The organism is Mucilaginibacter xinganensis (assembly GCF_002257585.1).
In the GTDB taxonomy this organism is placed as follows: domain Bacteria; phylum Bacteroidota; class Bacteroidia; order Sphingobacteriales; family Sphingobacteriaceae; genus Mucilaginibacter; species Mucilaginibacter xinganensis.
The window spans coordinates 3517564-3529936 of record NZ_CP022743.1 but is presented as its reverse complement, the minus strand read 5'-3'; the positions used below and the strand labels follow the sequence as shown (position 1 = coordinate 3529936).

At 41.6% G+C, this 12373-nt stretch carries 10 protein-coding genes; 9 read left to right on the top strand and 1 reads right to left on the bottom strand.

Going from position 1 to position 12373, the window contains the following annotated elements:
* Positions 1-2 precede the first annotated feature (2 nt).
* From MuYL_RS15465 to MuYL_RS15425, 9 genes are all read left to right on the top strand, one after another.
* Entirely contained in the window at positions 3-1460 is a 1458-nt protein-coding gene (locus MuYL_RS15465; protein WP_094571431.1) for a TolC family protein, read from the top strand.
* A 128-nt stretch (positions 1461-1588) separates the two neighbouring features.
* On the top strand, positions 1589-2254 hold the full coding sequence (locus tag MuYL_RS15460; RefSeq protein WP_094571430.1) for an ABC transporter ATP-binding protein: 666 nt from the start codon (positions 1589-1591) through the stop codon (positions 2252-2254).
* Positions 2255-2279: 25 nt separating this feature from the next.
* Entirely contained in the window at positions 2280-3509 is a 1230-nt protein-coding gene (locus MuYL_RS15455) for an ABC transporter permease (RefSeq protein WP_094571429.1), read from the top strand.
* Positions 3510-3539: 30 nt separating this feature from the next.
* On the top strand, positions 3540-4736 hold the full coding sequence (locus tag MuYL_RS15450; protein WP_094571428.1) for an ABC transporter permease: 1197 nt from the start codon (positions 3540-3542) through the stop codon (positions 4734-4736).
* A 122-nt stretch (positions 4737-4858) separates the two neighbouring features.
* Positions 4859-6232, top strand: a complete 1374-nt coding sequence (locus tag MuYL_RS15445) for a sigma-54-dependent transcriptional regulator (RefSeq protein ID WP_094571427.1) — start codon at positions 4859-4861, stop codon at positions 6230-6232.
* Positions 6213-7517 carry a sensor histidine kinase gene (locus tag MuYL_RS15440; RefSeq protein ID WP_245845574.1) on the top strand — a complete coding sequence of 435 codons (1305 nt, stop codon included), beginning with the start codon at positions 6213-6215 and terminating at the stop codon, positions 7515-7517. The genes MuYL_RS15445 and MuYL_RS15440 overlap by 20 nt, the downstream gene beginning before the upstream one ends.
* 82 nt (positions 7518-7599) lie before the next feature.
* On the top strand, positions 7600-8373 hold the full coding sequence (gene aqpZ, locus MuYL_RS15435) for an aquaporin Z (RefSeq protein WP_094571425.1): 774 nt from the start codon (positions 7600-7602) through the stop codon (positions 8371-8373).
* 131 nt (positions 8374-8504) lie between these two features.
* Positions 8505-10175 (top strand): ATP-binding cassette domain-containing protein, encoded by a 1671-nt coding sequence (locus MuYL_RS15430; protein WP_157740877.1) that lies wholly within the window; start codon positions 8505-8507, stop codon positions 10173-10175.
* A complete protein-coding gene (locus MuYL_RS15425; RefSeq protein WP_094571423.1) occupies positions 10165-11223 on the top strand; it encodes a glycosyltransferase family 4 protein in 1059 nt (352 codons plus the stop codon). The genes MuYL_RS15430 and MuYL_RS15425 overlap by 11 nt, the downstream gene beginning before the upstream one ends.
* A gap of 46 nt (positions 11224-11269) precedes the next feature.
* On the opposite strand, the gene MuYL_RS15420 is transcribed toward MuYL_RS15425, so the two are convergent.
* The gene (locus MuYL_RS15420; RefSeq protein ID WP_094571422.1) at positions 11270-12370 is read right to left on the bottom strand and encodes a glycosyltransferase family 4 protein; all 1101 of its coding nucleotides are present in this window, start codon (positions 12368-12370) and stop codon (positions 11270-11272) included.
* Positions 12371-12373 lie beyond the last annotated feature (3 nt).

Sequence of the window (12373 nt, the reverse complement as noted above, 5' to 3'; positions counted from 1 at the left end):
TAATGAAAATTCTATACACAATATTACTTTTAACTATCAGTCTCAACGCATTTTGCAGCGGGGAGGCTGATTCAACAAGGCTTACTTTGAAGGAGGTGGTTGCCATGGCCAAAGATAATTCTATCGCAGCCAAACAGGCCGTTACCACCCGCGAAACCAAATACTGGCAGTGGCGTACCTTTAAATCAAACTATCAGCCGCAGTTATCATTAAATGGCAATTTGCCCGCCTATAGCAAGACTAGCACCCCGGTTGTACAGCCTGATGGTACCATAATATTCCAACCAATTCATTATGATAATTCATCCCTAACATTAAACTTCAGCCAAAGCATAACAGCAACCGGTGCTACTATTTATGGGCAAACCCAAATGCAGCGCTTTGATGATTTTGACAGGAACAGCATTTTGTATAATGGCGTTCCTTATGCAATAGGTTTTAGTCAGCCGCTAGGTCAGTTCAACAGCCTGAAGTGGGATAAAAAGATCCAGCCCTTGTTATACAACGAAAGCAGGCAGGCTTATATTGAAGCGCAGGAGCAGATCTCCATAACTGTAACCGGCTACTTTTTTGATCTGCTGCTTGCCCAGGTAAACCTGCAAACAGCCGAAGCAAACCTCATAAATACCCAAAAGATCCTGAAAATAGCTAACCTGAAGTTCGACCTGGGTAAGGTGTCAAAAAATGAGATCCTGCAGTTACAGCTGGAGCAGTTGAACGCAAAAAAAGCGGTAGGCACAGCCAAACGCGATATGGAAATTGCCACCCTCAACCTTCGCAGCTACATAGGACACGAAGGCGATGAAAAAATTGTGTTACAGGTGCCCGAAACCATCAGCCAGATGAGCGTAACAGCCGACAGGGTTTTGACCGAAGCATTTGCAAACAGGTCAGATGCTATCGCTTTTATGCGGCGTATTGCCGAGGCAAAGCGAGACGTTGCCCTTGCACATGGCCAAACGGGATTAACAGCTACGTTAACGGCCAATATCGGCACGTCAAATTCAGCGAAAAATATTGTGGGGGTTTATCGGTCACCGCAGAATCAGCAACTGGTGGAATTACAGTTCTCCATTCCGGTGCTTGATTGGGGACGGTCGAAAGCTAAAATAAAGACTGCAGAAGCAAATCAAAAGTTTACTGAATACTCGGTTGAGCAGGACAAACAGACTTTTAAGCAGCAGATAGTTACCCAGGTATCGCTGTTTAACGTAATGAAAGATCAACTGGCGCTTACTGCAGAAGCTGATAGTATTGCATCAGAGAAATACAAAATAGCCAGGGAAAGATATGTCTTGGGCGACTTAAGTATAACTGACCTCAGCATTGCTTTCCAGGAAAACGACCAGGCCAAGCGCGATTATGTGCAGTCGCTCCGCGATTTTTGGAGCGCCTATTACCAGTTGCGCTATCTGTCACTTTATGACTTCGAAAAGAACGAAAAAATAACTTGTAAGTAAGGGGAAAGGTAAACGGGGAAAGGTAAAAAGCCAAGGTAATTTTTAAGATCAGAGAAATGTAGAACATTAAACAATACTTAAATCAAAGAATAAAAAGTCACTAATTCACCAATTTAATAATTAAACAAATGATAAGCTTACAAAGCATCGAAAAAGTATATCGTACCAATACGGTAGAAACACTGGCGTTAAACAGTATCAGCCTTGAGATAGCCAAAGGAGAATTTCTTTCTATTATGGGCCCTTCAGGTTGCGGTAAAAGCACGCTGCTCAATATAATGGGCCTGCTTGATTTGCCATCAAAAGGAGCCATTACGATAGCTGATCAAAAAACAGATCACCTGTCAGACAAACAGCTGGCACATTTTCGCAATCAGAAGCTCGGCTTTATCTTTCAAAGCTACCATTTGATAAACGACTTGCAGGTATTGGACAATGTTGAATTGCCATTGCTTTACCGCAATGTTTCTGCAAGGGAGCGGAGACAGCTTGCTACTGAAGCGCTTGAAAAAGTGGGCCTTTCAAATCGTGTAAAACATTTTCCTAATCAACTATCGGGAGGACAAAAACAGCGTGTAGCTATAGCGAGAGCTATAGTCGGTCGCCCGGAAATTATCCTGGCAGACGAGCCTACCGGTAACCTTGACAGCGCCATGGGTAACGAAATTATGGACATACTGATGCAGCTTAACCAAAAAGATGGAACTACTATAGTAATGGTTACGCATGATGAAAATATGGCGCACAAAACCCATCGCTTGGTTCGCTTATTTGATGGTTCACAGGTTCAGTAGTCAATCAGCCTAAAAAATTAAAATTATGCTTAAAAATTATTTCAAAATAGCCATAGCAGTTTTACGAAGGAGAAAATTCTTCACCTTTATCAGCTTGTTTGGGATCAGCTTTACGCTTACCATCCTGCTGGTATTAACCGCCTTTATTGATAAAGTGGTAGGTGACAGCTATCCTGATAAAAAGCGCGACCGCTCATTATATGTGTCCCGGATCCAGCTAAGTATGAAAGATGGAAGGAGTTCAGGTCCCGTGTCATTTTACCTTTTAGATCACTACGGCCGCGCTTTGAAAACCCCTGTTAAAGTGGGCATCTCATCGGGCTTTAGCGGCACTAATACCTATGTAAATAACAAGAAAATTGCAGTAAATTATAAATACACCAATGAAGATTATTGGGACATAATGGAATATGATTTTACCGAAGGTAACGCATTCAGCAAGCAGCAAATTGATAATGCCGATAAAGTTGCTGTAATCTCGGAAGATATGAAACGAGAATATTTTGGGGATGTGTCTTCGGTGGTAGGCAAATATATTGAGGCCGACAATGTTAAATACAGGGTAACCGGAGTGGTGAAAAATGTACCTATAACCAGCTATATGGTTTACAGCGATATATACCTGCCATACACGGTAGCAAAAACCGATTTCAGGAAAGATAAGGGTTACCAGGGCGGTTTTTTTGGCGTTTTCCTTGCAAATTCAAAAGCGGATGTCTCTAAAATGCACAACGAGTACGAGGATATGGTAAACAGGCTGCCATTGCCACGTAAGGAGGTAATTAAAATATACAGCCACGCCGATCCCTATATCCGCAGTTATCTTGACGCCGGTGATGAACAGCATTCCGGTATGACTATAGCGATTACGGCAATCAGCATTTTTGCTTTGCTGGTAATGCTGTTACCTACGCTCAACCTGGTCAACATTAATATCACCCGTATAATGGAGCGCTCTTCGGAGATTGGCGTGCGTAAGGCTTTTGGAGCATCATCACGCACGTTGGTTTACCAGTTTATTGTGGAGAATATTATACTAACGTTATTAGGGGGGCTTATAGGTGTAGTACTATCGATTATTGCATTGCAGGTGCTAAATGGTGCCAACCTGATCCCGAACCTGGTGTTAACATTAAACTTTACTGTCCTGGGCATTGGCTTGCTGATATGTTTCTGTTTTGGCCTGCTCTCCGGTGTTTACCCGGCCTGGCGCATGTCAAAACTGAACGTAGTAACCGCGCTGAAAGCGCAATGAAAATTGTCAAATCATTTAAATTAAAATATTATGTTCAAGCATTTATTTAAACTGATATGGAATAAAAAGAAACAAAACTTTTTATTAATGTCCGAGATGTTATTCTCATTCCTTGTACTCTTCGCGGTTTTTACTTTGGGAGTATATTATTATAGCAACTATAAAAAACCAATGGGTTTTGAATATAAAAACGTTTGGGTAGTAAGCTACAATAATGCCTTTAAAACCTCCAATACCGATTCGCTTGATACTTATTACGAAACGCTGAGCCAGAATTTAAGGGCATTGCCCGGCGTAAAGGAAATAAGCTTTTGCAGCGATAATGTTCCGTTTTCTCAAAATTCCTGGGAGGGCGGCGCAAACTATAATGGCAAGCAGGTAGGTGGAGTAAACCAATATACTGTTGATGACACGTATAACACCACCATGACAACGCAATTGCTGGAAGGCCGCTGGTTTAATAAGGCAGATATGGTTGCAAAAAATCAGCCCATTATTATCAGCTCAGACTTAAAGGAGAAATTTTTTGGAACCGGCCAGGCCGTAGGAAAGCTGATTGGCGACGGTGACCAACCCGGTCATGACAAGAAATTAATGAAAGTCATCGGTGTGATACAAGGAATTAAAGCAAATGGCGATTATAGGCCTGCCGGCTATGGGGTTTATCACCGGGTGGATACGGGCTCGTACCATTGGCTCGGACGTATAATGGTGCGCGTTAATGAGGGTACCACGGCTGCTTTTGAAGCGCGGCTTTACAAAATTTTGGCCAATTATATGAAAAATTCGAATGTGGAAATTGAACACCTTACCAAGAAGCGGGTAGAGGCTAATTATTTTACGGTTGTGCCAATGATAGTTCTGGGTATAGTAGGCGGGTTTTTAGTAATTAACGTGGCTTTGGGGCTGTTCGGTGTGCTTTGGTACAACATTAACAAGCGCCGTGGCGAGATTGGTTTACGCAGGGCTGTAGGCGCAACGGGTAGTTCGGTATCAACGCAACTGATAACAGAGTCAATGATTTTGGCAACGCTTTCCTTAATAATAGGGGCTTTTTTTGCAGTGCAAATGCCCTTGCTTAACGTATTTGATTTAGCGGCGGGAATTTACCTGGTAGCGATGGCTCTTTCCATTATATTTATATACCTGCTGGTATTTTTATGCTCGCTGTATCCCGGTAAGCAAGCCGCTGCTATTTATCCTGCGGTGGCGTTGCACGAGGATTAACACCTGAACCGGGATTGTGCGGACTAAGGGATTTTTTGGATGTTGTTTAGCATTCCGGGGTATCCGATAAATCGTCTGATCCGCTTAATCCCGATTCAGAATAATTATACTTGTACTAAATTATGATATTAGTAATTGACGATGATATTGCGGTAAGAACCTCATTACTCCTGTTGTTAAAAGACGAGGGTTATGATGTAGTGGACTGTGCTGAACCAGCTACGGCTATAAAAAGTATAAAGAAGAACGAGCCGCAGCTGATCATCCTTGATCTTAATTTTTCTAATGATACCTCGGGCAGGGAAGGAATGCAGTTGCTTGGCCAAATTAAAGAGCTAAATTCCTCCATTCCTATTGTTTTGATAACCGGCTGGGCAAGTATCGAGCTTGCTGTGCAGGGGATGAAGTTGGGGGCCAATGATTTTATTAATAAGCCATGGAGTAATGATCATTTGCTGCAATCGGTTAAAACGCTGCTCGACCTGAAAGAAAAAAAGACCGAACACCATACCCGTAAGCAGCTTGATAAAACCTATAACTTTCAGCACATAATTGGCGAAGACCCTAAAATGCTGAATATTTTAGAAACCATTGGCCGGGTAGCCGGCACTGATGCATCCATATTAATAATGGGAGAAAGCGGTACGGGAAAGGAGTTGATAGCCGAAGCTATTCATCAAAATAGTTTACGTAAAAACAAGCCGTTTATAAAGGTTAACCTGGGCGGCATCTCCACCTCGCTATTTGAAAGCGAAATGTTCGGCCATATGCGCGGCGCCTTTACCGATGCCCGTTTTGACCGTACCGGCAGGTTTGAAATGGCAAATAAGGGAACTATATTTTTAGATGAGATAGGCGATCTTGATGCCGGGAGCCAGGTAAAGCTGTTACGGGTTTTACAGGATAGAACCTATGAAGTATTAGGCAGCAGCCGCTCCAAAACTGTTGATGTTCGCGTAGTTTGCGCTACCAATAAAAACCTGAACGAAATGGTAAGCAGAACCACCTTTCGCGAAGACTTATTATACCGCATAAATTTAATAACCGTTTATTTGCCGGCCCTGCGTGACAGGCCAAAAGATATCCCCTTACTGGTGAATTACTTTATTGATAATTTAAAAGAAATTTACAGGCGGCCGTCACTTTCGGTAGCACCCGGTGCTATGAAATGGCTGCAGCAATTACCTTTACCCGGTAACATAAGGCAATTGAAGAATATTGTGGAACGAACTATTTTAGTGAGTAAAAACGATGAGTTGGATATCGACGATTTTCGATCGCAACTGGAGCTGTCGCCTGTTAAAAAGGGGGATATCCAGCTGCCGGGCATAGGAACGTTGACGCTGGAAGAAGTTGAGGTTGAGATGATAAAACGGGCAATGGAGTATCATAAAAATAAAATTGCAAAAGCAGCGGTATCTTTGGGCCTTACCCGCAGCGCTTTGTACCGCCGCCTGGATAAATACCAAATCCCTTATGATGAGGCTGAGGACTAAATATATTTTATTTGTTGTAATACTGCACCTGGTAGCATTAGTGCTTACCTATTTTATTTTTAATAAGGATAAGATCTGGTTTATTGTTTCAGAGGTGTTTGTAATTATTTCAATAGTTATAGCAATACAGCTGTACAGGCAGTTGATCCAGCCTTTAAAAACCCTGATGCAGGGTGTGGATGCGATAAAGGACCGTGATTTTAATGTGAAATTCCTCTCAACCGGCAAGCATGAAATTGACCAGCTAACGGATGTTTACAACCAGATGATGGATGAACTGAGAACAGAGCGTACCCGGCAGGAACAGCAGCATTTCTTTTTAGAAAAGCTAATATTTACATCGCCAACAGGGATTGTTATTTTAGATTATGACGATAAGGTGCAGCAAATCAATCCAAAAGCATTGCAAATTATAGGATCAGAAGCAAACAGGGTACTCAATTATCCTATTGATAAACTCAAACATCCATTATTTGAACAGATAAAACTTATACGATCGGGCGAAACCGTTATGGTTAAAGCTGATGGGATAAATAACTATAAACTCCAAAAATCGCATTTTATTGACCGTGGGTTTTCCCGGCATTTTATTATGATAGAGGATTTGACCGCCGAAATTGTAGCCGCCGAAAAGAATGTTTATGGTAAAGTGATCCGGATGATGGCGCATGAAGTTAATAATACCGTTGGCCCTGTAAACTCTATCATGCAGTCGGCCTTGAAAACTGATCAGCTATGGGCAGGCCACAAGTTCAACACGCTGAAGGATGCATTGCAGGTAGCTGTTGACCGCAACCAGAATCTTAATTTTTTCATGCGAAACTTTGCCGAGCTGGTAAAACTCCCCCCTGCAAATAAGCAACCCGTTAACCTGCATCATTTAATCACCTCGGTTGCAAAATTGATGGGTGTTAAAGCACAGGAAAAGCAAATCGAATTTGAGTTTGTTTTAACAGACGGTCAATTCACAATAATGGCGGATGACCAGCAGATGGAACAGGTGTTGATTAATATTGTTAAAAATGCAATTGAAGCAATTGAAACCGGAGGTCAGATTACTTTTACCACTACCGCCAACCGGAAAAGTCTGGTAATATCTGATACTGGGGCAGGTATAAGTCCGGCGCAAACGGCTAATCTTTTCTCTCCTTTTTTCAGCACCAAAAAAGACGGGCAGGGGATAGGCCTAACCCTGGTAAGAGAAATTCTGGTTAACCATGGTTTTGATTTCTCATTAAAAACTATAACTCGCGAGAAAACTGATTTTACTATAACATTTAGCTGATACTTTTATTCCCTTTAGTTTTACTGATTGATAATTAGTTTTTTATATTTATTAAATTTTAAACCTTAATCTTTGATAAATTATGGAAACTAAACCATTAACCAAGTATGTTGCTGAACTCATCGGGACATTTTGTTTGGTATTATTCGGCTGCGGTGCTGCTGTTGTTGCAGGGGCAAACGCGGATGGAATTCCCCCATCCGGAATTGGACTTTTAGGCATCTCACTGGCTTTTGGCCTTAGCGTGGTTGTAATGGCTTATGCAATCGGGCCTATATCCGGCTGTCATATTAATCCTGCCATTTCAATTTCAATGCTGGCAGCGGGTAAACTGAGTTTTAAAGATTGCGCAGGTTATGTAATAGCTCAATGTATCGGGGCGATTTGCGCCTCAGGGATCTTGTATTTATTGTTATCCGGCAAACCAGGTTTTTCAATGGGCGAATACGCGCTTGGTGCAAATGGGTGGGGCGAGACATATTTAGGTAAGTATTCTACCCAATCAGCCTTTATAGCCGAAACTGTATTTACATTTTTATTCCTTATTGTTATTTTTGGAACCACAGCAAAGCGAGCCAACCCAGCCATGGCAGGCCTAGCTATCGGCTTGTCGCTTACCTTAATTCATTTGGTAGTTATCCCTATAACCGGTACTTCTGTAAATCCGGCACGCAGCCTTGGTCCGGCATTATTATCCGGTGGTAAAGCGCTTAGCCAGCTATGGTTATTTATAGTCGCACCAATTTTGGGTGGTCTTTTAGCAGCTGGATTTTGGAAAGCCATCATGGAGGAGAAAGATACGATCGTAAGCAAAACTGTCGAAGTACACGAAGATATTTCCATCAACAGGATTTAATATTTCTTTGAACCATGATCGCATTTTTTGTGATCATGGTTCAATTTTAGCTTAAGGCAACCAATCCCATTGCGTTCGCGTACTGTAATAAGGGTATATAATCCAATCAATCACAGTACATCCTTAAGCAATTGAAGCAAATTTTAGCAGATGTTTCAGCTATTTTAAATAGCCGGGAAAAGATTAAGCTATATAGGCTTATCGTCTTCGACCTTTTTATTGGGCTGATGGATATCGCGTTTTTAGCAGCTTTGCTGGTTGTACTAAATATTTATACAAAGAATGCTATACCGGCTCAACTGTCTTTTCTACCAAATTCGTGGCTAAACCCTGGTTCTTTATGGCTCATTGCTGTTTTTTTTATTCTTTTTAGCGGCAAGAATATTTTCGCTTACATGGGGTTGAAATCGCAGCATCATTTTTTCTACGGCGTATCATCAAGGTTATCAAAAAGGAATTTGTTAAATTATTTATCGGGAGACTACGGCCGTTTTGTCGCTGTTGATTCTTCTGTTCAAATCAGGCATATCAGCCAGCAACCTATTGAGTTCAGTCATTATATCCTAACCAATATTCAGCAAATTGTATCGCAATTTATACTGATTTTTTTTACTATTTGCGCCATATCGTTTTATCATCCCACCTTATTTCTTTTGTTGTTTGTGCTTTTGCTGCCGCCGGTAGTTTTACTGGGATGGCATATTCGCCGGAAATTGAAAAGTGTACGCAGCCAGGTAAAAATCGCGAGCGAGAAAACCCTGCAACACCTGCATGAGTCATTAGCCGGTTATATTGAAAGCAATATCTACGACAAAAATGAGTTTTTTTCGGGCCGTTACGCAGCTTATCAGCAACAGCTAAATGAGAATATAGCCACCCAGCAAACCTTACAAAGTCTTCCACCACGGTTGGTGGAAATCTTCGCCGTTTTTGGCTTTTTAATATTGATAGCAATCAATAAGCTTTCGTCAAGCGCACCGCCGGTAAATATTCTTACTATAGGCGTCTTTATGGCTGCAGCTTATAAGATCATTCCCGGTATTGTGAAAATTCTGAATAGTTCGGGCCAAATAAAAACCTACCAGTTCATCTTATCAGATCTGCTGCCTGATGAGCGCAGCGCAAAGCACCATCCGGTCCAAAAAACCACCAATACAGTCAACTCCGTAAGTATTGAAAATGTTGGTTTTAAATATAAAGAGCAGGTCATTTTAAAAGGCCTGAACGTTAAAATAAATCCCGGAGATTTCATTGGGATCTCGGGGAGTTCAGGTAAAGGAAAAACAACTTTAGTTAATATTTTACTTGGCTTTTTACAAATGGATGAAGGCCGTATCTGCATCAATAATGCAGTATCAGGGGAGGAAGACAGGGTGCTTTGGCGCGACAGGATCTCATACGTTAAGCAACAACCTTTTTTAATAAACGATACCATACTTAAGAACATAAGCCTTTCAGATTATGACTATTGTCAAAAAGGACTGGAATCGGCTATCTCATGCAGCGGGGTTGACCAGTTGCTGGACAACTATCAATGGGGGCTTGATAAGATGATTACCGAGAGTGGAAAGAATATAAGCGGCGGCCAGCGGCAACGGCTAATGCTGGCAAGAGCATTATATCATGATTTCGACCTGTTAATTCTTGATGAACCGTTTAGCGAAATGGATCAGGCATCAGAAAGTGAAATCTTAAGGCGCTTGCAGTGTTTTACAAAACAGGGTAAAATGATCCTTTTTATAACCCATAATAAGACCAGCCTCGGGTTTTGTAATAAAGTAATAACATTTGATGAAGCATAAGAAGCAAACATTGGTAATTCTTAGTCCTGGCTTTCCAAAAGATAAGTCGGATACGGCTTGTTTGCCGCCGCAGCAAGTCTTTGTAAAAGCGTTGAAAGAAGTTTGTCCCGGGCTTAATATAATTGTATTAACTTTTCAGTATCCCTTTTTTGCGTCATCATACGAATGGCACGGGGTAACGGTAATTTCAATTGGGGGTAAAGACAAAGGCCGCATCTTTCGGTTATTAACGTGGCGAAAAGCATGGCTGGCGCTAAAACTACTGCACCAGCAATATCAAATAACTGGCTTACTGAGCTTTTGGCTTGGCGAATGTGCATTTGTTGGGAGTCGTTTTGCTAAAAAGCATGGTTTATTACATTACAGCTGGTTGCTGGGGCAGGACGCAAAAAAGTATAACAAGTATTTTAAATGGATAAAACCTAACGGCGAACAATTGATAGCACTTTCGGATTTTATTGTAAAGGAGCTGCAAAAAAATTATGGTGTAACACCGCTGCACGTGATTCCGGTAGGTGTCGATACCACTTTATTTAGTGCAGCGGCTACCCGGCGGCACATCGATGTTTTGGGGGCGGGGGCATTAATTCCGTTAAAACAGTACCATCTGTTTGTAGAATCAATAAGCTATTTAAAAGAATTTCATCCGGGTATTAAAGCGGTGATTTGTGGCAAAGGCCCTGATCTTGACTGGCTGCGATCATTAACGCACGCAAAAGGGCTGGATAATAATATCACATTTAAGGGGGAATTGCCGCACAAAGAAGTACTGAAGCTAATGCAGCATTCAAAAGTATTCTTACATCCGTCCAACTACGAAGGATTTGGAGCTGTATTATGCGAAGCGCTATATGGTGGGGCACAGGTGGTTTCATTTGTTAAGCCCATGGAAAAAAATTACCGGCATCACCATGTTGTGAACAGCCATGATGAAATGAATACCAGGTTGCTGTCGCTCCTTAATGATAAAAAATTAGATCATGAACCGGTTTTGATGTGCACTATACAACAAGTAGCAAAAAACATGATTAGTTTATTTGTTGATTGACGTTGCCCGGTTTTGCCGGCTATCAGGATATAAGAAAAATTAGTCTTTAAACCAACGTCTTCGCAATGTTATTGATCTTACTGGCGATGGCAGGGAAGGATAGACGGTCCCTAAAATAATTCAAACATAATTCCCGCTTTTCAGCCAAATTTAATTCCCAAATTTTATCTAAGGCATCCAGTAAACTCTTTTCGGAACCTGCTTTATACAACAAACCGCACTTACCATTGTCTGTTATCATCCGGAAAGATGGTATATCCGTTACTATGGGTATACATCCGCATGACATCGCCTCGCTCACAGCTGTACCGCTGCCCTCATAATGCGAACCGGAGATTAGAAAATCAGCGCTGTTAAACCAATATAACAACTCCTCGTGTTCAATTTTTCCAAGTAGTGTAATTGCAACTCCATTGGGGTGATCTTTAAGAATGCATTTTATGTCGGCCAGCAGTTCGTCTGTATGGTATATCATGTATAGGCGGGCGCGGGGCTGTGTTTTCATGTATTCCAAAAAGCCCTTCACCACATTTAAAGGGTCTTTATTCTGATTTAGCCGGCCCACCCATAAAAAAACAGGATTGCCGGATGCTCCGGTTTTCTGCTTAGCTAACTGTCTGTTAATAGGACGAAAATTTGAAGAAACTTCCATTACTTCGCGAATTTTTTTGGCCGATGAAATATTACCGTTTTTTACCCAATCCAATCCGATGTCCATTGATGCAAACAAATAGGCGTCGATAAAGAGGTCTGCCAATTTTTGCGCATATTTTTTAATGCCGGGCATCGGCTTTTCCGCATGATGATGGGCAATGATCTTCGTTTTGCCATTTAATATAATACCCAGTTGAATTACCTGGAGCGGATTATGTAGGCCCTGTATAATAACCACATCCGGGTTGAGTTTTTTTACCAGCTTGTTTATTTTCCGCGCGAAAAATGTTTTCCTGTCGCCAGGCTTTACAAAAAGGTTTTGTACGCCTTTGTAGCTATATTGCCCTTCATAATTTATTTGGTTGATACTATAAACGGTATTTTCTTCAGCCAAACACTCCAGTATGCCGGTGTATCCTTCAATCCTTTTTAACCAGGCCTCAGGCGAGCTAAACTCCAATGATTGTGTGTATCCGACTGAAACGTATCTCATAAT

What these genes read in the sequence shown, in the direction of transcription:
- MuYL_RS15465 (WP_094571431.1), top strand. Translation starts at nt 3, where the DNA reads ATGAAAATTCTATACACAATATTACTTTTAACTATCAGTCTCAACGCA.
- MuYL_RS15460 (WP_094571430.1), top strand. Translation starts at nt 1,589, where the DNA reads ATGATAAGCTTACAAAGCATCGAAAAAGTATATCGTACCAATACGGTA.
- MuYL_RS15455 (WP_094571429.1), top strand. Translation starts at nt 2,280, where the DNA reads ATGCTTAAAAATTATTTCAAAATAGCCATAGCAGTTTTACGAAGGAGA.
- MuYL_RS15450 (WP_094571428.1), top strand. Translation starts at nt 3,540, where the DNA reads ATGTTCAAGCATTTATTTAAACTGATATGGAATAAAAAGAAACAAAAC.
- MuYL_RS15445 (WP_094571427.1), top strand. Translation starts at nt 4,859, where the DNA reads ATGATATTAGTAATTGACGATGATATTGCGGTAAGAACCTCATTACTC.
- MuYL_RS15440 (WP_245845574.1), top strand. Translation starts at nt 6,213, where the DNA reads ATGATGAGGCTGAGGACTAAATATATTTTATTTGTTGTAATACTGCAC.
- aqpZ (WP_094571425.1), top strand. Translation starts at nt 7,600, where the DNA reads ATGGAAACTAAACCATTAACCAAGTATGTTGCTGAACTCATCGGGACA.
- MuYL_RS15425 (WP_094571423.1), top strand. Translation starts at nt 10,165, where the DNA reads ATGAAGCATAAGAAGCAAACATTGGTAATTCTTAGTCCTGGCTTTCCA.
- MuYL_RS15420 (WP_094571422.1), bottom strand. Translation starts at nt 12,370, where the DNA reads ATGAGATACGTTTCAGTCGGATACACACAATCATTGGAGTTTAGCTCG.